The following is a 17,640-nucleotide window of genomic DNA, read 5'->3' on the forward strand; positions in this document are numbered from 1 at the left end:
CACCGCATCAAACCAGCCACCCGCGCATCGCTCATTATTTGAGCGTGCATCCGCGCACCGGCTCCGCTTGAATTGTTCTCAATTGACGAATCGCGGGCGCGACGCGCTCGGACAGACAAACCAAAAGCGGAGGATCGGATGCGAAGGCTTGCGCCATTCGCCTTGCTTGGCTGCCTTTCGATCCTGGCGAGCACCGCGCTCGCCGTCGACAGAGGGCAGTTCGATCACGTGCCGCCGGATATCCGCGCCTGGTTCAAGCGCGTGATCGCGCCGAACGGCGTGCCGTGCTGCGATATTTCGGACGGCCACCGCACCGCCTATGACGTTCGCGGCGGCGCGTATTGGGTGCCGATCGAAGGCCAGTGGATGCAGGTGCCCGAGCGCGCGGTCATCCGCGACCAGGGCAACCCGATCGGCGAAGCCGTGGTGTGGTACGTGCATCACCGCGGCAGCATCATCATCAGCTGCTTCGTGCCGGCGGACGCGGTTTGATGATGCGGCGTCGTTGCGAGCGAAGCGAAGCAATCCACCTCCCCGCGCGGGGATAGATGGATTGCTTCGTCACTATCGCTCCTCGCAATGACGGAGCTAGAAGGCTTCAAACCCCGGGGGATGACGCAAAACCCGCAGGATGCTAGCCTTGCCGCGAAATCGAAAGGAGCCGCCCTTGTCCGATCTTGCCCCTGACGACCTCGCCAAGATCTATCCCGCCCCCTCGCCGCGCGTGATCGCCAAGGCGCGGCCGGAGATCGACGCGCATGCGAAGAAGTTCATCGGCATGTCGCCATTCTGCGTGCTTGCTACGTCGGGCTCGGACGGCAGCGTCGATGCGTCGCCGCGCGGCGGCAATCCCGGTTTCGTCCATGTCGGCGGACCAAACCTCTTATTGATGCCGGACCGTTCCGGCAACAACCGCATCGACAGCTTTCGCAACGTCGTCGAAGGCTCGGGCTTCGTGCAGCTGATCTTCTTCGTGCCCGGGATCGACGAGACGCTGCGCGTCGGCGGCAAGGGCGCCGTCACAACAGAGGCGGAGCTGATGGCCTCGATGATCGAGTTCGGCAAGCCGCCGCGCGCGGTGCTGCGCATCGACGTGCGCGAGGCCTACTTTCATTGCGGCAAGGCGCTGATGCGCTCGAAGCTGTGGACCACAGAACGCGTCGAACGCTCGGTGATGCCGAGCATCGGCGAAGTGATCCACGACCAGACCGGCCTCGGCGAGCGCGAGAGCCAGGCGGAAATCTACGAGCGGTATAAGACCCAGTTGTAGGGGCTACATTCCACTGGCCGTCATACCCCGCAAAGGCGGGTATCCAGTACGCCGCGTCCTTTCGATTTATTCACTGGCGTCTCTGGATACTGGATCACCCGCTTTCGCTTTCGCGGATGATGACAGCAGTGCGTTGCGGGATGCCCCTCGCTTGAGAGACGAAAAGTAAGAAGCTCAGTCCCCGTTCTCCAAACCACCCACGTGCTTCTGGGTGTAGAGCTCAAGGCCGATGCGGCCGATCAGGTCGAGCTGGGTTTCGAGGAAGTCGATGTGATGTTCCTCGTCCTTCATCAGGCTCTCGAACAGGTCGCGCGAGACGTAGTCCTTGACGCTATGGCAGTAGGTGGCGGCTTCCTGGTAAAGCGCACGCGCGCCGATTTCGGCGGCGAGATCGGCTTCGATGATTTCCTTGACGTTCTGGCCGATTCGCAAGGGATCGAGCACCTGCATGTTCGGGAAGCCGTCGAGGAACAGGATGCGGTCGGTAAACTTGTCGGCGTGCTCCATCTCCTCGATGGATTCCTTGCGCCAGACCTTGGCCATGTCGAGCAGGCCCCAATTGTTCAGGAGCCGGTAGTGCAGCCAATACTGGTTGATGGCGGTGAGCTCGCTACGCAGGCCCTTGTTGAGATAGTCGATGACTTTGGGATCGCCCTGCATGGTTCACTCCAATTTTGCCGGCCAAACGCGGCCCGCACCTGCATTTAGAATGCCTCTAAATCAGTTTGGAGCCAAGGGCAACCGTTCCACGGAAAAAGCCGTGGGATTGCCTGAAGTCAGTGGATTTCGAAGGGAATTTCAGCAGGCCGCGAGCGCAAAGGCCGGGGCAGCTTCCTGGGCAGGCTTATCATTCGCCGCATGGCTGTGCGGGCAGCCGGCGCAGCATTCCTTGGCGCAGGCGCCAAGGGCTTCGTCGATGATGGTCTTGAGCGTGCGTGCGCAGCGGCCGCATTCGGCACTGCAGCCGAGGCAACCATAAATCTGCTTGGGATTTCGCGGCAGGTCCGAAGCTGCACTCACGGCATTCCGGACATCTTGGTCGCTCAGGACATTGCAGGAACAGACGATCATGAAACCAAAAGAACCCTAAGGTGATGCACCCTCATCGATATGGAAGACTGCTCTTGGATGCAAAAGGAAAAGCCGCATTTTCAAGCAATTCCAAACTGATGCCGGGCAATTACTGGAATGAATCTAAATAGCGGTGTTGAGGTACATCAAACCCGCGCTGATTATCCGCAGCTTTCGGCGTCAATCGCCGCCACCACCGCCGCCGTCGCCACCGCCTCCTCCTCCGCTGTCTCCACTGGTGTCGCTCGATGACGTGGAATCTTGCGACGAAGAGCTGTCGCTGCCGCCCCAGGAAAACAGGCTCCAGCTCTCTGTGCTGGAACTATCGCTGCCACCGATGCTGGAATATGTGCCGTCACTCACGCTCTCGCGCCGCGCCTTTCGGTTCTGCCCACGATTCATCAGGAGGAAGCAGATCAGCGACGTGCCGCCGACCGCCACTATGAACGCCGCCATTTCGCTCGTCACCGTGAGCTCCCGTTTCGAGGACGCTTGAAGCAGGTATTTTTGCACCGCCAGCCTTCACTTTAGTCGCCCTGGCTCACGCGGCCGTTCATTGATCATTCAAGCGAAGTATGGAACTTTTGTCGGGACGCGACCTCCCCCTTTGCCCCCTGAGAAAGGTCATGGCCATGAAGAAGACATTGCTGGCGCTCGGCGCCGCTGCCGCTTTAACCCTTTCGGCGGTAGCCGTTCCAGCTCCCGCCCATGCGCAGCGCGGTGTCGCTGCAGGCGTTGCCGCCGGATTGATCGGGGGTGCCATTGTCGGCGGCGCGATTGCGTCCCAGAACGGCTACTACGGCCCCGGTTATTATGCGCCTGGCTACTACGGTGGCGGTCCGGCCTACGTGGTCGATCCTGGCTACGGCGAATCCTGCATCTGGCAGCGGCAGCGGTTCTGGGACGGTTACGGCTGGCGCGTGCGCAACGTCAGGGTTTGCGACTAGCAGACGCCGCTGGAAGGAATTCATCCAGCATTCATCTTCATTAAATTTACGGTCCAACATCCCGGAAAGGCCCCGCTTTTCCGGGATGAATGCTGTTTTGGCCCGAAAAAACCGTTTTCTTCGATCACAGTTTTGGGACGTTTACTTTCGATTGACCCATGTACGCTTTTTTAGCGAAACGGCAGTTCGAAACAGCGTGTGAGTCACCCTAAACCCGGCGCCTGCAGGCGCCACTCCAGGAGAGCCCAGGACATGAAGAAGACATTTGCTGCCTTCGTCGCGGTCGCAACGATTGCCGGTTCGCTTGCCTCGACACCCGCAAGCGCCCAGCGTGGCGTTGCCGCAGGCGTGGCGGCCGGCCTGCTCGGCGGCGCGATCATCGGCGGTGCGATCGCCTCCAGCCGCCCGGCCTATGGCGGTCCGGTCTATGTCGAAGAAGCGCCCTACCCGGCGTGCCGCATGGTCCGCGAGCGCTTCTGGGACGGCTACGACTGGCGCTATCGCCGCGTCGAGGTCTGTAACTGACCTGACATCAGCGCGCTTTCCGCGCCTGTTGATCAAGAGCCCCGGCCGATATCTCGGCCGGGCTTTTTGTTTGTACCTCCTCGCTCTGAGGAGCGGCCGTCATGCCAGGCGTCTCAGCCGTCCCGCTGTACCAATTCGATTGTGATGCCCTCGGGTCCTTCGAAGAGCCGCAGCTTTCGGCTGATGTAGTCCATCTCGTCGCTCAGCACGGTTACGCCGTTGGCCACGAGGCGCGCGGTGGCCGTCTCGATGTCGTCGACGCGGAACGCGAGATGATTGAAGCCCCGTTTTCGCAGGTTCGTGGGGTGCGCACCCGGATCGGTTCCTGCGGCCGGGTCGAACTCAAGAAGCTGGATCTCGAAGGGAGGATTAGCTCCTTCGAGTGCGAGGGTGATGTGCTGCGCTTTCATGCCGGGCATGCCCATGTACCGGGCGGGATGGCCACCATCGATCGTCGCGACATGATCCTTTTTGAAGCCGAGCAGGGCGAAGAACTCGATCGCTGGGCCCGCGTCTGCCACTGCGATCGTAATATGATCCGCATTGAGTATCATCTCGTGACTCCCCGTCATCAACGTCGCGGTCGACCGGGCCGACTTGCTTCCGCCGGGTAAGTTGCCGGTAACTGGCTCCCCGCTGTTGCAAGGCTACCAGTTCGCTTCGTCGTACGGTAGGCGGGCTGGTCTGCGGGCGAAGTCTGCTTCGGGCAGAACCGGAAGTCGGGCGCCACGATGACCTCTTCCGTCGGAAGCGGACATTCTGACTGTAACGCCTCTCAACGTCCCCCGCTCATCGAACGTAGTACCGCTTCGCTCGGCCAGCAATCGACCTTGAGCCCTGCCGACTTCTGATAAGCACCGAGCGCCGCGCGGGTCTGCATGCCCGCCTTGCCGTCGAGCTTGTCCTTGTAGAGACCGATCTGCGTCAGATGGCGCTGCATGGCCTCGACATCGGCTGAGCGCAACTGCGTCGATGCCGACCAGGGCGTGGCGAACGGCTGCGGGCTCAGCATGCGGTCGGCGAGATGGCCGACGAACAGCACATAGAGATCTGAGAAATTATATTCCTTGATGACGAAGTAGTTCTTCGTTGTCAGAAACGCCGGACCGTAGACCCCCTCCACCTGCAACAGCGAGGCCGGCTGCGCCTGCTCGGCGGCGCTCAATCTCTGCCCGCGCACCGGCACGAAGCCTAAGCGCAGCCATTCGGCGATCGGCTTGGTCACCTCGGGCACGCCCATGGTGCAATCGACATTGGCCGGCGCCTTCACCTCATAGGCCCAGCGCACGCCACGCTGCCAGCCCTTGTTGAGGAGTTGCTGCGCAGCGGAGGCCAGCGCATCCGGCACCGAATGCCAGATGTCGACGCGGCCGTCGCCGTCGAGATCGATGCCATGCTTGTAATATTCGGACGGCAGGAATTGGGTGAGACCGGTGGCGCCGGCCCAGGACGAGCGGAAATCCTTGCGCGCCACCACGCCCTCGCCGAGCAGTTTTAGCGCGAGAATGAACTCGCCACGATATTGATCCTTGCGGCGGCCGACATAGGCCTGCGTGGCCACCACGCGCAGCGTGTCATATGGCAGGCGGTAGCGGCCGTAATCGGTTTCGCGGCCCCAGATCGCCAGCACGATGCTGGCGGGCACGCCGAAGCGATTCTCGATTTCATTCAGCGCCGCGCGATGCTTCTGCATCAGCTTCTGGCCTTCGCCGGCCAGCCGTGCGATGGACGCCTCCTTCATGTAGTCGGCCGGCACCTGCACGAACTCGGCCTGCGCCGGCGCGCCGGTCGAAGGTCGACCGGGCAGCAGGAGATCGGGCAATTTGTAATCGGGCTCGAGACCGTTCGTCTCACGATCGAATGTCGCGCGCGACACGCCGGCCGCCTGCGCCTCCGGCCACAGCGAGGCGATGAACTGCGTGAAGGCGGCGTCGGCGGCGAATGCCGGAGATGACATTCCAAGCGCCGCCACGGTCGCTATGAGAATTGCGGCGATCGCTTTCGTTCGCAAAGCTGGAACTCCACTTGACCTATACGCCGCCGTCAGTGTGAAGCGGCGTGCTTGGTGTGTTCGGTGGAAGCATTCGACAATTTGTCGACATAGGCAATGCCTATCGCCGACAGAATGAAAACCGTGTGGATGATGGTCTGCCACATCACGCCGACCTCGGTATAGGCGCTCTTGCCGGACGCAAGGCCCCCGGCCTCGATGAAGGTGCGAAGCAGATGGATCGAGGAGATGCCGATGATGGCCATCGCCAGCTTGATCTTGAGCACGCTGGCGTTGACGTGGCTGAGCCATTCCGGCTGGTCGGGATGGCCTTCCAGGTTGAGGCGAGAGACGAACGTCTCGTAGCCGCCGACGATGACCATCACCAGGAGGTTGGAAATCATCACCACGTCGATCAGGCCCAGCACCAGCAGCATGATCTGTTGCTCGCTGAAATCGAAGGCATGCGCGAACAGATGCCACAGTTCCTTCAGGAACAGCACGACATAGACGCCCTGTGCGACGATCAGGCCGATATAAAGCGGCAATTGCAGCCAGCGGGAGCTGAAGATCAAAAGCGGAATCGGACGCAATTCCTTGCGCTGAGCTTCCGGCGGCAAGGGTGTTTCGGGCGTAAGGGACATCAAGGAGGCACTCGGCTTGCTGGGATTCGAATTGCGAAGAATAGCATATCTACGCAATGTCGCCGCTGTGTGAAGCGACAACTGGCCGCAGCGCTCCCGCTGCGGCCACCACGCAAATGCCCGATTGTCTTACCGCGTCAGCTTCTTGTACTTCACGCGGTGAGGAATGATGCTGTCCTGGCCGAGCCGACGCATCTTGTCCTTCTCATAATCCTGGAAGTTGCCTTCGAACCATTCGACATGGCTGTCGCCTTCGAAGGCCAGGATGTGGGTGGCGATGCGGTCGAGGAACCAGCGATCGTGGCTGATGATGACGGCGCAGCCGGCGAAATCCTCCAGCGCCTCTTCGAGCGCGCGCAGCGTATCGACGTCAAGGTCGTTGGTCGGTTCGTCGAGCAGCAGCACGTTGGCGCCGGACTTCAGCATCTTGGCGAGATGCACGCGGTTGCGCTCACCGCCCGACAGCGCCCCTACCTTCTTCTGCTGGTCCGCGCCCTTGAAGTTGAAGGCCGAGCAATAGCCGCGCGAATTGACTTCCTTCTTGCCGAGCAGGATCAGCTCGTTGTTGCCGGAAATCTCTTCCCACACCGTCTTCTTGCCGTCGAGCGCGTCGCGTGACTGGTCGACATAGCCGAGATGCACGGTCTCGCCGATCGTGATCGTGCCCTTGTCCGGCTTTTCCTGTCCCGTGATCATGCGGAACAGCGTGGTCTTGCCGGCGCCGTTGGCGCCGATGACACCGACGATGCCGCCAGGCGGCAGCTTGAAGGTGAGATCGTCGATCAGCAACCGATCGCCAAAGCCTTTGCTGAGGCCTTCGAAGTCGACGACGTTGGCGCCCAGTCGCTCGGCAACCGGGATGATGATCTGCGCGGTCTGGGTCTGCTTCTCACTCGCCTTCTTGAGCAGCTCCTCATAGCGCTGATAGCGGGCCTTGGACTTGGCCTGCCGCGCCTTCGGCGAGGACGCCACCCACTCCTGCTCGCGGGCGAGCGTCTTCTGGTGCGCCGCATCTTCGCGGCCTTCCTGCTCCAGTCGCTTCTGCTTCTGCACCAGCCAGGACGAGTAATTGCCCTCATAGGGAATGCCACGGCCGCGGTCGAGCTCGAGGATCCAGCCCGTGACGTTATCGAGGAAGTAGCGGTCGTGGGTCACGATCAGGATCGCACCGGGATATTGCCGTAGATGGCCTTCCAGCCACGACACCGATTCGGCGTCGAGATGGTTGGTCGGCTCGTCCAGCAGCAAAAGTTCCGGCTGGTCCAGCAAGAGGCGGCACAGCGCGACGCGGCGGCGCTCACCGCCGGAAAGCGTGGTGACATCGGCATCGTCGGGCGGGCAGCGCAGCGCATCCATCGCCTGGTCGACCTTGCTGTCGAGATCCCAAAGGCCCTGCGCCTCGATCTCGTCCTGCAGCTTGGTCATCTCCTCGGCGGTCTCGTCCGAGTAGTTCATCGCCAGTTCGTTGTAGCGATCGAGGATCGCCTTCTGCTTGGCGACGCCCTGCATGACGTTTTCGCGGACGGTGAGCTTGGAGTCGAGATGCGGTTCCTGCTCGAGGTAACCGACCCGGGCGCCCTCGGCGACCCAGGCCTCCCCGGTATATTCCTTGTCGATGCCGGCCATGATCTTGAGCAGGGTCGACTTGCCTGAGCCGTTGACGCCGAGCACGCCGATCTTGGCGTCCGGATAGAAGCTCAGATGGATGTTATCGAGCACCTTGCGGGTCGGATAGCTCTTGGTCAGACCCTGCATGAAATAGACGAACTGGCGAGCCATCGCGCTTCCTTGAAACCGGAGGATTTAGGGAAATTTGCTGCCGCTGATGTAGCGGCGCGGCTCCCAAAGGGCAACCGCACCGGGTGCGTTTTCCATCCGTTCACCACGGATGAATACGGGTTGGTCACCATCCCCGGCGAAATCCAGACAATTGAAACTATCTTTTAATAAATCGGGCGAAAACTGGTTCTCAGCGCCGGAAAAGGCGTCTGAAAACAAGGGCCCGCGTCATGGCTACGATCGGTTCGGCATCGCTTTCCACCCCGGCTCACGCAGACGCCGGACTGGCAAAACCGCTGGCAGAATTCCGCGCCTTCTGGCGGAAGTTCATCGCCATCGCGTTCAACCCGTACCGCCCGGAACTGCACTATATGCGCGGCCCCGGCCCGGCCTGGCGCGCCAAGAATCTCGGCCGTCAGAGCTGAGCCTTCCGGGTTATTTGAGCCTGCCCTGCGGCTCCATTCTTGACGCGTTTTCTTTACGCGAACCGGTACCCACTTCGCTCGAAAACGCTATTTGCCCGCTTGCGCGCCCTGTGATTGCGCGCAACCATGGCGACCTCCCGACGGCTGATCCGCCGTCACCCTCGCCATCAACGGGACTTCCCCATGACGCGGCTGCGCTGTGCAATCCTCGACGACTATCTCAATGTGGCGCTCAAGGTCGCCGACTGGTCCAAGGTCAGGGATCGCGTCGACATCACCGTGTTCAACCAGCCGTTTGCGACCGCGGAAGTCGCGGCAAGCACGCTGAAGGATTTTGAGATCATCTGCGCGATGCGCGAACGCACCCCGTTCCCCCGCACTATGTTTGCCGCGCTGCCCAATTTGAAGCTGCTGATCACCTCGGGCCTGCGCAATGCGGCAATCGATATGGAAGCGGCCAAGGACCACAACGTGGTGCTGTGCGGCACGCAATGGGGCCGCGACCCGACCGCGCCACTGACCATGGGCCTGATCCTGGAGCTGACGCGCAATATCGGCCGCGAAAGCGCCCGGATGCATGCCGGCGAGCCGTTGCAGGCCCATGTCGGCATGGAAATCGAGGGCCGCACGCTCGGCGTCATCGGCCTCGGCAAGCTCGGCACCAAGGTCTCGAAACTGGCGCAGGCCTTCGGCATGAACGTGATCGCCTGGAGCCAGAACCTCACGCCGGAAAAGTGCAAGGAGGTAGGCGCCGCCTATGCGAGCAAGGAAGAGCTGTTCTCGACCGCCGACATCATCACCATCCATGTGGTGCTGAGCCAGCGCACGCGCGGCCTCGTCGGCGCTGCCGACCTCGCGCGGATGAAGCCGACCGCCTATCTCGTCAACACCGCGCGCGGGCCGATCGTCGACGAGGCCGCGCTGCTGGAAGCGCTGACCCAGAAAAAGATCGCCGGCGCCGGCGTTGACGTGTTCTCGGTCGAGCCGCTGCCGGTCGATCATCCCTTCCGCAAGCTCGACAACATGGTGATCACGCCGCATCTCGGCTACGTCACCGAGGACAGCTTTCGGAATCACTATCGGCAGATGGTCGAAGGCATCGACGCCTGGTTCAAGGGCGAGCCGAAGCAGCGGCTCGCCTAGATCAATAAACCTCAGGCCGCGCGCTGCGCAGTTGCGCGGCTGGCAACCTCCGCAAATCCTTCACGCCATGACGGATGCGCCGGCTGCCAGCCGAGCGCGCGCTTGGCCTTGGCGTTCGATCCCGCCCGCACCTCGGTCATCATCGATACCAGGTGCTCGCCGGCGAACAGCCGGCCGAGCCAGGCCGGCACGCGTATCGGCTGCCTCGCCCCGACGAGCGTGGCAAGCGCCGGCAGCCATTCGCTGACCGGCGCCGGTTCGTCATCAACGATGTTATAGATTTCGCCTGGCGTGCCGCGTTCGATGGCCGCGACGGTCGCGGACGCCGCATCCTCGACATGGATGAACGACCATCGTCCGCTACCACCGCCGATCAGCGGCACGCGGCGGCGGCGCACCTGATCGATCATCGCGCGCGACAGCATGCCAGTGTCGGGGCCGTAGAACGAGCCATAACGCAGGACGATTCCTTCGATGCTCGTCGAACCGGCGACGGCGGCCTCCAGATACTGGATAGCTTCCAGCGTGCGGCGCAGTTCCTCCGGTGGATCGGCATCGAGCGCATCGGTCTCGGTCTTGACTGCCTCGCCGCTGCGGCCATAGGTCCAGCCGCAGAAGCTCTGGGCGATGAAGCGCTTCACGCCGGCCTCGCGCGCGGCCGCCAGCAGGAAGTCGGTTCCTTGGGTGCGAAGCTGATTGGTCGTCGAGAAGGCGCGATCGAAATGCCGGAGATCAGTGACGGCCGCAAGATCGGTCATCTGGTGGACGACGACCTCCGGCCCGGCTGCAAGCACCGCGGCGCGAACAGCTGGCGCGTCGAGCCCATCGACAACAGCAGGTTCCGCGCCCATCCGCCGGATGAGCTCCGCCTTCGCCGCCGTCCGCGTCGTGCCGACGACGGAATGACCTGAAGCAATCAACTGCGGAACGAGGTTGAGGCCGACGGCGCCGGTGGCGCCCGCAACAAGAATTCTCATGGCGTGATCCTCACATTCGTTGCGACCAGCGGCAGGTAGTCGGAGCGAATGTGAAATCAAGCGGCGAATGTGGCGATGACGGAAGTCTGTCCGGTGCGGAACTTAGGCCAAGCCATCAATCGGACAGCGTTCCCCGACGCTGCGCAGCGCGCTGCTGAGCCGGGGTCCAGACTGCTTGTTGGTGCTTGCGGTAGGTCCCGGCTCTGCGGAGCAGCGTGAAGAACGCTGCACCGCGTCCGGACACCGAGACGCCTTAGCGCACGGTGACCGGCGCCGGCAGCGGCGGAACGACGGTCGGCTGCATGCCACCCGGCGCGGGCGACAGTTGCGCCTGTGCGGGTCCTGGCGCCGGTGCAGCTACGGGAGCCGGGCCGCCGGGCGCCGGAGCAGGCGCGGCGTTCGCGGTGTTGGCGGGCGGCGGGCTGCCGGGCAGCACGACCACGCGGGTGCCGACCTTGGCGCGCTCGAAAAGATCGGAGACGTCCTCGTTGAGCATGCCGATACAGCCTGAGGAGACGAACTTGCCAATCGTCGACGGCTGGTTGGTGCCGTGAATGCGGTAAACGGTCGATCCCAGATACATCGCGCGGGCGCCGAGCGGATTGCCAGGACCGCCGGCCATGAAGCGCGGCAGATAGGGCTGACGCTCGATCATCTCGGTCGGCGGATGCCAATCGGGCCACTCGGCCTTGCGGGAGATCTTCTGCACGCCGTTCCAGGTGAAGCCGTCCCGGCCAACGCGGACGCCGTAGCGGATCGCACGGCCAGCGCCGAGCACATAGTAGAGATGGGTGTTGGCGGTATCGACAACGATGGTGCCGGCCGGCTCCTTGGTCGCGAACGACACTTCCTGGCGGCGCAGGTGCGGCGGAAGCTGCGCAGGGCCGACTTCCGGCTGCTCTTCCGGCGGCAGCGCGGCGAGTTGCACCGGCCTGCCGTCGGCGCCGACGGCAGGTCGCTCCGCCTGCGGTAGCGCGCCAGCAGCACCTGGCGCAGCGCCTACCGCGCCCGGCGGGCGCAGGCCAGCGCGGTCGTCGTTCGGATAGACGATGCCGGCGCCAGGAATGCGGCTGTCGCCGCGATCGGAATAGACCTGCGGCTGCGATCCGGGCGGACGGTCCGCATAGATGACCGGGGGCGGACCGGCCGGGCGGCCGTAACGCGGATCATCCGGCGACATGACCGGACCGGTTGGCACTGCGGCGGTAGCTGGGCGGCCATAGCGCGGATCATCGGGCGAAAGGATCGGGCCCGTCGGCGCCGGGGCGCCGCGGTCCGAATAAACCGGCGCGGGCGCCGGGCGGCCATAGCGGGGATCGCTGGGCGAAAGCACCGGGCCGGGCGGCGGCAACGCGGCCGTAGCAGGCGCGTTCGGCGTGTCGTCATCGTCCAGGGCGTCGAAATCTGGCTCGCCGGGGCGGCGATCCTCGGCTGCGGCGTAACCACCCTGGACATACGTACCGGGTGCCGTCGAATAGGCCGGGCCGACAGGATAGCCCTGTTGCGCATGCGCGAGCGAAGTTCCCGCCGTGGCAGCGGCAATGGCAGCACAAATCGTCAGAATGCGGTTGTTCATCATCGCCTTATGTTAGACCCCAAGCCCCACCGGACGGTTAACGGCAGATGACGGAAGATAGCGGCGCATTCAAGACAAATCCTCGAAATTCGGTCCGCGCCGGCCATTTGTGATCGCGCCTGCGCTGCGGCAAAGATGCCTCAGCGCGCCGAAAATCGCGATTTGCGAGCGATGCGCGACGTCGAACCGCAGATTTTGCAACAAAAAGGACCGGGCGCTGAGATACTCTCAAAGCGGCCTGATTCGCGCCTGACGAATCCGCCTTCCAGTGGTCACCGCGTTCCCTTGGCATCAATGACCCTCCAGCGATCAACGGAGGGCGGAACTCGAGTCCATGCTTCCCGGCTTTCGTTTCCTGTTCACTGCAGTCGTCCTCTCGATGTCGATCCTGGTGTTTGGGCTTGGCGCAGCGGCCCTGCTGCGCGCCGCGCACGAGGAGTTTGCCAACCTTCCGGCACGGCGGACGGCGCCCGAGCCGATGTTTGCCCGCCGGACAGACGATTCTCCGCCAACGCTGGCGCTACTCCGCATCGAAACGCCTGAGAACGACAAGCCGGCCGGGAACGCTCCGGCCGCCATTCCGGAAACCGCCCTCGAAAATTCAGCGCCGGCGGCGCCAACCGCTGACCTAACGGCGATCGAGCCCGAAAAACCGGCGGCCACGAAGGCACCGGAACCGATCCAGGCCGAGGCGGCGAAACCGGACATCCCCGCCAGGGAAGCAACGGCCGAGACGCCAGCCGCTGCGCCCGCGGTGGCGGTTGTCGAAGTGCCCGCCGTGCCTCAAGCGCCCGGTGCCGAAGCGAAACTCGCCGCCCTCGTAGAAGCGCCGCAGCCGGCCGTTGTCCCGACCCCGCCTCCAGTGGCCGCCGACATCTATTCCTTCGAAGGCAACTCCGCCGCGGCGAGGATCGCCACGCTTGGCGGCCCGGCCGTGATCGTCGACGAAGAGGCCGCAGCCCAAGCGTCGGAAAAAGCGGAAGGCAAGACGGCAGAAACAAAGACGACGGAAGCCAAGCCGGACCGCAGCGCCGCCAAAAAGCGGGCCGCGGAGCAGGCGCGCGAAAAGCGGCGGATTGCAGCGGCACGGCGCGCGCGCCTCGCGCGCGAGGCGACACTGACCTTGCAGCAGCAACAGCCCAATCCGTTTATCCAGACACCGTTCGCACAAGGCCCGGTCGCCCGCGCGACGCGGTGAGGCGGGCTGGATCAGGCCGGGCCGGTTGCGACCGGCGGGCCGTCGGCTGCGCCCCACTCCGTCCACGAGCCGTCATACAGCGCCGGGTTCTCGACGCCGAGGCGATAGAGCGCCAGCGTCAGCACGGCGGCGCTGACGCCGGAGCCGCAGCTCGTCACGATGGGCGCATCGAGCTTGACGCCGGCGCCGGCGAACGCCGCCCGCAACTCTTGGAGCGGCTTCATCGTGCCGGTCGCTGCATCGAACAGATTGTTGTAGGGCAGGCTGAGGCTGCCGGGGATATGGCCGGAGCGCAGGCCCGCGCGCGGCTCGGCCACCTTGCCCTGATAGCGCTCATTGGCGCGCGCATCGATCACCTGCTCGGCGCGGCTTGAAAGGTTCGCGACGAGCTGCTGCATGCTGCGCACGCGCCGCGCATCGAACGCCGCCTTGAAGGTGGCCGGTTTTGGCGTCCCCTCGCCCTTCTCGACCTTGCGTCCCTCCGCGACCCACTTCTTCAGGCCGCCATTGAGGATGCGCACCTCCTTGCCGAACGACAGGAACATCCACCACACCCGCGGCGCGGCAACCCAGCCGCCGGAATCATACAGCACCACGGTGTCGTCATTGCCGATCCCGAGCGCGCCGACATCGCGGCCGAACTGCTCGGCGGACGGAAACATGTGCGGCAGCGGGTTGGAATGATCCGATACCGCGTCGACGTCGAAGAACACCGCGCCCGGAATGTGCGCAGCGCGATAGTCGTCCTTCGGCAGCGGCAGCACGCCCGGCATCTTGAACGAGGCGTCGATGACGCGCACGTTCGGGTCGTTCAGGTGCGCGGCGAGCCATTCGGTGGAGACGAGCGGGTCGGTGGTAGCGGGCATTGGTCACTCTCCGGATATTTCAGATCGTCATTGCCGGACTTGACCCGGCAATCCATCTTCTCCGAACGATTCAATTTTTGGATGGACACGCGGGTCAAGCCCGCGTGTGACGAGTCATTTCTTCTTCGGCTCCCACTTCTCGACCGGGCCGCCGGCGTCACGCCAGGCGGCGAAGCCGCCGCCCATATGGGCGACCGGTTTCAGGCCCATGTCCTGCGCGGTCTTGGCCGCGAGCGCCGAGCGCATGCCGCCGGCGCAGTGGAAGATGAACTTCTTGTCTTGCTGGAAGATCGGCTTGGCGTAGGGGCTTTGCGGGTCGATCCAGAATTCCAGCATGCCGCGCGTGCAGGAGAACGCGCCAGGGATCTTGCCCTCGCGCTCGATCTCGCGGGGGTCCCTGATGTCGACGATCACGACGTTGGGGTCCTGCGCGACCTTGATGGCGTCGGCGGCGCTGACGGTCTCGATCTCGGCGTTGGCCTCGTCGATCAGGGCCTTGATGCCGCGGTGGATGGTCTGGGGCATTTGTTACCTCTTGTGTTTGCGCCTGCTCTCGCGTGTCCCGGACGCGGCGCGGCACAGAGTGACGCGACGCAGAGCCGGGACCCACATCGCGGCCAGTCGATGGGCCCCGGCTCCGCAGCGCACCGCCAAGGCGCTGCGCTGCGTCCGGGGCACGAAATCGCGTTACCGCACCAGCTCCTTCATCGCGGCTTCGAGGCCTTCGATTGTGATCGGGTACATGCGATCCGACAGCAGCCGGCGGATGATGGTGGTGGATTCCGAATAGTCCCAGTGCTTCTGCGCCACCGGATTGAGCCACACCGTGTGCGGATAGGTGCGCGTGACGCGCTCCAGCCAGACCGCGCCGGCCTCCTCGTTGACGTGCTCGACCGAGCCGCCCGGCACCATGATCTCGTAAGGCGACATCGAGGCGTCGCCGACGAACACCACCTTGTAGTCATGCGGATATTTGTGCAGCACGTCCCAGGTCGGCGTGCGGTCGGTGAAGCGGCGCTTGTTCTGCTTCCAGACGCCCTCATAGAGGCAGTTGTGGAAGTAGAAATATTCCATGTGCTTGAATTCGGATTTAGCCGCCGAGAACAATTCCTCGACCTGCTCGATATGCGAATCCATCGAGCCGCCGATATCGAAGAACACCAGCACCTTCACCGCATTGCGGCGCTCGGGGCGCATGACGACGTCGAGATAGCCATGGTTGGCGGTCTCGCGGATCGTGGTGTCCAGATCAAGCTCGTCCGGCGCGCCGGTGCGGGCGAACTTGCGAAGCCGGCGAAGCGCGACCTTGATGTTGCGGATGCCGAGCTCGACATTGCCGTCGAGATCCTTGAACTCGCGCTTGTCCCACACCTTCACGGCGCGGTTGTTACGGTTCTTCTCCTGTCCGATTCGAACGCCTTCGGGATTGTAGCCGTGGGCGCCGAACGGCGAGGTGCCGGCGGTGCCGATCCACTTGTTGCCGCCCTGGTGCCGCCCCTTCTGCTCTTCAAGGCGCTTGCGCAGCGTCTCCATGAGCTTGTCCCAGCCCATGGCTTCGATCTGCTTCTTCTCTTCTTCGGTGAGGTATTTTTCGGCGAGCTTCTTCAGCCACTCCTCGGGGATCTCGGCCTTGTCCATGGCGTCGAGCAGGCTTTCCAGCCCCTTGAACACGCTGCCGAAGACGCGGTCGAACTTGTCGAGATTGCGCTCGTCCTTCACCAGCGCGGCGCGCGACAGGTAATAGAAATTCTCGACCGTCTGATCGGCAAGGTCGGCGTCGAGCGCCTCCATCAGCGTCAGATATTCGCGCAAGGTCACCGGGACCTGGGCATCGCGGAGCGATGTGAAGAATTGCAGGAACATGGATGACAGATTGCCCGCCGGACCGCGCTCGTCAAGGGCCGGCGCTTGTCAAAGGCCAGCGCATAGCTGTCAGGCCTAGACCGGGAGGCTTTTTCAATTACAATTGAACCGTAAAGGGTTTATTCCGGCAGGGGAAATTCAATGGGCATCATTGCGGCGCTGATCATCGGCGGTATTGCCGGCTGGCTTGCCGGGCTGATCGTGCGGGGCGCGGGTTTCGGGCTGGTCGGCAATATCGTGGTCGGCATCATCGGCGCGCTGCTGGCGACGTGGCTGTTGCCGCAGCTCGGTGTCCACCTCGGCTATGGCTGGATCCGAGAGATCGTCAACGCCACTATCGGCGCGGTGATTATCCTGGTGATCCTGTCGCTGATCAAACGCTGAGGAAGCCGCATCACCTTCAATCGCGACCGCCGAACCGGCGGTCGTTTACTGTTCGGGCCATCGCGGCCCACGAAAAAGCAAACGCAAACAAACGGACGAACAACAAGGCAAGCGGATAGATGAAATTTACCGGCACCAAAGACTATGTCGCCACCGACGACCTCAAGGTCGCCGTCAACGCCTCGATCGTGCTCGAGCGCCCGCTGCTGGTGAAGGGCGAGCCCGGCACCGGCAAGACCGTGCTGGCGGAGGAAGTGGCGAAAGCGCTCGGCGCGCCGCTCCTGACCTGGCACATCAAGTCGACCACCAAGGCGCAGCAGGGCCTCTACGAATACGATGCGGTGTCGCGCCTGCGCGACAGCCAGCTCGGCGATCCGCGCGTCTCCGACATCTCGAACTACATTAAGCGTGGCAAATTGTGGGAAGCCTTCACCCATGAGAAGCGACCGGTGCTCTTGATCGACGAGATCGACAAGGCCGACATCGAGTTTCCGAACGATCTTTTGCTCGAGCTCGATCGCATGGAGTTCTTCGTCTACGAGACCGGCGAGAACATCAAGGCGAGCCTGCGCCCGATCGTCATGATCACCTCCAACAACGAGAAGGAACTGCCGGACGCGTTTCTGCGCCGCTGCTTCTTCCACTACATCAAGTTCCCCGACGCCGACACGATGGGCCGGATCGTCGACGTGCACTTCCCCGGCATCAAGAAGCGCCTGGTGGAAGAAGCGCTGCGCATTTTCTTCGAGGTGCGCGAGGTGCCCGGCTTGAAGAAGAAGCCTTCGACCTCCGAGCTGCTCGACTGGCTCAAGCTGCTGCTCAACGAGGACATCACGCCGGAAATGCTGCGGGAGCGCGATCCGCGCAAGCTGATCCCGCCGCTGCATGGCGCGTTGCTCAAGAACGAGCAGGATGTGCACCTGTTCGAGCGGCTCGCGTTCCTCAGCCGGCGCGAAGTGTAATTAGCTGACGACCACGGCGC

The 17,640-nt window shown here is 63.3% G+C and carries 22 protein-coding genes; 9 read left to right on the forward strand and 13 right to left on the reverse strand.

Annotation, left to right across the window (positions count from 1 at the left end):
* Positions 1-138: 138 nt before the first annotated feature.
* Both RX331_RS31450 and RX331_RS31455 read left to right on the forward strand, forming a co-directional pair.
* On the forward strand, positions 139-492 hold the full coding sequence (locus tag RX331_RS31450; protein ID WP_317253479.1) for a hypothetical protein: 354 nt from the start codon (positions 139-141) through the stop codon (positions 490-492).
* A 139-nt stretch (positions 493-631) separates the two neighbouring features.
* Positions 632-1,270, forward strand: a complete 639-nt coding sequence (locus RX331_RS31455) for an MSMEG_1061 family FMN-dependent PPOX-type flavoprotein (protein ID WP_410708029.1) — start codon at positions 632-634, stop codon at positions 1,268-1,270.
* A gap of 174 nt (positions 1,271-1,444) precedes the next feature.
* Here the strand turns inward: RX331_RS31455 and bfr are convergent, their stop codons facing one another.
* The 3 genes from bfr to RX331_RS31470 all read right to left on the reverse strand — a co-directional run bounded on the left by bfr (position 1,445) and on the right by RX331_RS31470 (position 2,809).
* Positions 1,445-1,930 (reverse strand): bacterioferritin, encoded by a 486-nt coding sequence (gene bfr, locus RX331_RS31460; protein ID WP_317253481.1) that lies wholly within the window; start codon positions 1,928-1,930, stop codon positions 1,445-1,447.
* A gap of 138 nt (positions 1,931-2,068) precedes the next feature.
* Positions 2,069-2,341 (reverse strand): bacterioferritin-associated ferredoxin, encoded by a 273-nt coding sequence (locus RX331_RS31465; RefSeq protein ID WP_317253482.1) that lies wholly within the window; start codon positions 2,339-2,341, stop codon positions 2,069-2,071.
* A gap of 180 nt (positions 2,342-2,521) precedes the next feature.
* The gene (locus RX331_RS31470) at positions 2,522-2,809 is read right to left on the reverse strand and encodes a hypothetical protein (protein WP_317253483.1); all 288 of its coding nucleotides are present in this window, start codon (positions 2,807-2,809) and stop codon (positions 2,522-2,524) included.
* 164 nt (positions 2,810-2,973) lie between these two features.
* Between RX331_RS31470 and RX331_RS31475 the strand changes: the two genes are divergently transcribed.
* Positions 2,974-3,288 (forward strand): hypothetical protein, encoded by a 315-nt coding sequence (locus tag RX331_RS31475; RefSeq protein ID WP_317258279.1) that lies wholly within the window; start codon positions 2,974-2,976, stop codon positions 3,286-3,288.
* Positions 3,289-3,540: 252 nt separating this feature from the next.
* Positions 3,541-3,813, forward strand: a complete 273-nt coding sequence (locus RX331_RS31480) for a hypothetical protein (protein WP_065744450.1) — start codon at positions 3,541-3,543, stop codon at positions 3,811-3,813.
* A gap of 113 nt (positions 3,814-3,926) precedes the next feature.
* Here the strand turns inward: RX331_RS31480 and RX331_RS31485 are convergent, their stop codons facing one another.
* The 5 genes from RX331_RS31485 to RX331_RS31505 form a co-directional block, all read right to left on the reverse strand.
* Positions 3,927-4,367, reverse strand: coding sequence for a VOC family protein (locus RX331_RS31485; protein WP_317253484.1), 441 nt, complete (start codon positions 4,365-4,367; stop codon positions 3,927-3,929).
* A 221-nt stretch (positions 4,368-4,588) separates the two neighbouring features.
* Positions 4,589-5,770 carry a lytic murein transglycosylase gene (locus tag RX331_RS31490; RefSeq protein WP_317253485.1) on the reverse strand — a complete coding sequence of 394 codons (1,182 nt, stop codon included), beginning with the start codon at positions 5,768-5,770 and terminating at the stop codon, positions 4,589-4,591.
* An 86-nt stretch (positions 5,771-5,856) separates the two neighbouring features.
* Positions 5,857-6,447 carry a TIGR00645 family protein gene (locus tag RX331_RS31495; protein WP_317253486.1) on the reverse strand — a complete coding sequence of 197 codons (591 nt, stop codon included), beginning with the start codon at positions 6,445-6,447 and terminating at the stop codon, positions 5,857-5,859.
* A gap of 129 nt (positions 6,448-6,576) precedes the next feature.
* The gene (gene ettA / locus RX331_RS31500; protein WP_317253487.1) at positions 6,577-8,226 is read right to left on the reverse strand and encodes an energy-dependent translational throttle protein EttA; all 1,650 of its coding nucleotides are present in this window, start codon (positions 8,224-8,226) and stop codon (positions 6,577-6,579) included.
* A gap of 24 nt (positions 8,227-8,250) precedes the next feature.
* The gene (locus tag RX331_RS31505; RefSeq protein WP_317253488.1) at positions 8,251-8,445 is read right to left on the reverse strand and encodes a hypothetical protein; all 195 of its coding nucleotides are present in this window, start codon (positions 8,443-8,445) and stop codon (positions 8,251-8,253) included.
* Positions 8,446-8,456: 11 nt separating this feature from the next.
* On the opposite strand from RX331_RS31505, the gene RX331_RS31510 reads away from it, so the two are divergent.
* Complete coding sequence (locus RX331_RS31510) at positions 8,457-8,651, forward strand: hypothetical protein (protein WP_317253489.1); 195 nt, start codon at positions 8,457-8,459, stop codon at positions 8,649-8,651.
* Positions 8,652-8,834: 183 nt separating this feature from the next.
* On the forward strand, positions 8,835-9,794 hold the full coding sequence (locus RX331_RS31515; RefSeq protein ID WP_317253490.1) for a D-2-hydroxyacid dehydrogenase family protein: 960 nt from the start codon (positions 8,835-8,837) through the stop codon (positions 9,792-9,794).
* Between the two features lie 11 nt (positions 9,795-9,805).
* Here the strand turns inward: RX331_RS31515 and RX331_RS31520 are convergent, their stop codons facing one another.
* Together RX331_RS31520 and RX331_RS31525 are read right to left on the reverse strand one after the other, a co-directional pair.
* Positions 9,806-10,771, reverse strand: a complete 966-nt coding sequence (locus RX331_RS31520) for an NAD(P)-dependent oxidoreductase (protein ID WP_317253491.1) — start codon at positions 10,769-10,771, stop codon at positions 9,806-9,808.
* 253 nt (positions 10,772-11,024) lie between these two features.
* Positions 11,025-12,350 carry a L,D-transpeptidase gene (locus tag RX331_RS31525; RefSeq protein WP_317253492.1) on the reverse strand — a complete coding sequence of 442 codons (1,326 nt, stop codon included), beginning with the start codon at positions 12,348-12,350 and terminating at the stop codon, positions 11,025-11,027.
* A gap of 331 nt (positions 12,351-12,681) precedes the next feature.
* On the opposite strand from RX331_RS31525, the gene RX331_RS31530 reads away from it, so the two are divergent.
* Positions 12,682-13,545: a hypothetical protein gene (locus RX331_RS31530; protein WP_317253493.1), complete on the forward strand. Its 864-nt coding sequence runs from the start codon at positions 12,682-12,684 to the stop codon at positions 13,543-13,545.
* An 11-nt stretch (positions 13,546-13,556) separates the two neighbouring features.
* On the opposite strand, the gene sseA is transcribed toward RX331_RS31530, so the two are convergent.
* From sseA to RX331_RS31545, 3 genes are all read right to left on the reverse strand, one after another.
* Positions 13,557-14,411, reverse strand: a complete 855-nt coding sequence (gene sseA / locus RX331_RS31535) for a 3-mercaptopyruvate sulfurtransferase (RefSeq protein WP_317253494.1) — start codon at positions 14,409-14,411, stop codon at positions 13,557-13,559.
* Positions 14,412-14,525: 114 nt separating this feature from the next.
* Positions 14,526-14,936, reverse strand: a complete 411-nt coding sequence (locus RX331_RS31540) for a rhodanese-like domain-containing protein (protein WP_317253495.1) — start codon at positions 14,934-14,936, stop codon at positions 14,526-14,528.
* 162 nt (positions 14,937-15,098) lie between these two features.
* A complete protein-coding gene (locus RX331_RS31545) occupies positions 15,099-16,274 on the reverse strand; it encodes a vWA domain-containing protein (protein ID WP_283029750.1) in 1,176 nt (391 codons plus the stop codon).
* 141 nt (positions 16,275-16,415) lie between these two features.
* Between RX331_RS31545 and RX331_RS31550 the strand changes: the two genes are divergently transcribed.
* On the forward strand, positions 16,416-16,658 hold the full coding sequence (locus RX331_RS31550; RefSeq protein WP_317253496.1) for a GlsB/YeaQ/YmgE family stress response membrane protein: 243 nt from the start codon (positions 16,416-16,418) through the stop codon (positions 16,656-16,658).
* 119 nt (positions 16,659-16,777) lie between these two features.
* The gene (locus RX331_RS31555) at positions 16,778-17,620 is read left to right on the forward strand and encodes a MoxR family ATPase (RefSeq protein WP_317253497.1); all 843 of its coding nucleotides are present in this window, start codon (positions 16,778-16,780) and stop codon (positions 17,618-17,620) included.
* The last annotated feature ends 20 nt before the right edge of the window (positions 17,621-17,640 follow it).

Source organism: Bradyrhizobium sp. BWA-3-5, assembly GCF_032917985.1.
Classification (GTDB): domain Bacteria; phylum Pseudomonadota; class Alphaproteobacteria; order Rhizobiales; family Xanthobacteraceae; genus Bradyrhizobium.

Excerpts from the sequence above, each read along its gene's own strand:
- RX331_RS31450 (WP_317253479.1), top strand. The coding sequence starts at position 139 with ATGCGAAGGCTTGCGCCATTCGCCTTGCTTGGCTGCCTTTCGATCCTG.
- RX331_RS31455 (WP_410708029.1), top strand. The coding sequence starts at position 632 with ATGCTAGCCTTGCCGCGAAATCGAAAGGAGCCGCCCTTGTCCGATCTT.
- bfr (WP_317253481.1), bottom strand. The coding sequence starts at position 1,930 with ATGCAGGGCGATCCCAAAGTCATCGACTATCTCAACAAGGGCCTGCGT.
- RX331_RS31465 (WP_317253482.1), bottom strand. The coding sequence starts at position 2,341 with ATGATCGTCTGTTCCTGCAATGTCCTGAGCGACCAAGATGTCCGGAAT.
- RX331_RS31475 (WP_317258279.1), top strand. The coding sequence starts at position 2,974 with ATGAAGAAGACATTGCTGGCGCTCGGCGCCGCTGCCGCTTTAACCCTT.
- RX331_RS31480 (WP_065744450.1), top strand. The coding sequence starts at position 3,541 with ATGAAGAAGACATTTGCTGCCTTCGTCGCGGTCGCAACGATTGCCGGT.
- RX331_RS31485 (WP_317253484.1), bottom strand. The coding sequence starts at position 4,367 with ATGATACTCAATGCGGATCATATTACGATCGCAGTGGCAGACGCGGGC.
- RX331_RS31490 (WP_317253485.1), bottom strand. The coding sequence starts at position 5,770 with ATGTCATCTCCGGCATTCGCCGCCGACGCCGCCTTCACGCAGTTCATC.
- RX331_RS31495 (WP_317253486.1), bottom strand. The coding sequence starts at position 6,447 with ATGTCCCTTACGCCCGAAACACCCTTGCCGCCGGAAGCTCAGCGCAAG.
- ettA (WP_317253487.1), bottom strand. The coding sequence starts at position 8,226 with ATGGCTCGCCAGTTCGTCTATTTCATGCAGGGTCTGACCAAGAGCTAT.
- RX331_RS31510 (WP_317253489.1), top strand. The coding sequence starts at position 8,457 with ATGGCTACGATCGGTTCGGCATCGCTTTCCACCCCGGCTCACGCAGAC.
- RX331_RS31515 (WP_317253490.1), top strand. The coding sequence starts at position 8,835 with ATGACGCGGCTGCGCTGTGCAATCCTCGACGACTATCTCAATGTGGCG.
- RX331_RS31520 (WP_317253491.1), bottom strand. The coding sequence starts at position 10,771 with ATGAGAATTCTTGTTGCGGGCGCCACCGGCGCCGTCGGCCTCAACCTC.
- RX331_RS31525 (WP_317253492.1), bottom strand. The coding sequence starts at position 12,350 with ATGATGAACAACCGCATTCTGACGATTTGTGCTGCCATTGCCGCTGCC.
- RX331_RS31530 (WP_317253493.1), top strand. The coding sequence starts at position 12,682 with ATGCTTCCCGGCTTTCGTTTCCTGTTCACTGCAGTCGTCCTCTCGATG.
- sseA (WP_317253494.1), bottom strand. The coding sequence starts at position 14,411 with ATGCCCGCTACCACCGACCCGCTCGTCTCCACCGAATGGCTCGCCGCG.
- RX331_RS31540 (WP_317253495.1), bottom strand. The coding sequence starts at position 14,936 with ATGCCCCAGACCATCCACCGCGGCATCAAGGCCCTGATCGACGAGGCC.
- RX331_RS31545 (WP_283029750.1), bottom strand. The coding sequence starts at position 16,274 with ATGTTCCTGCAATTCTTCACATCGCTCCGCGATGCCCAGGTCCCGGTG.
- RX331_RS31550 (WP_317253496.1), top strand. The coding sequence starts at position 16,416 with ATGGGCATCATTGCGGCGCTGATCATCGGCGGTATTGCCGGCTGGCTT.
- RX331_RS31555 (WP_317253497.1), top strand. The coding sequence starts at position 16,778 with ATGAAATTTACCGGCACCAAAGACTATGTCGCCACCGACGACCTCAAG.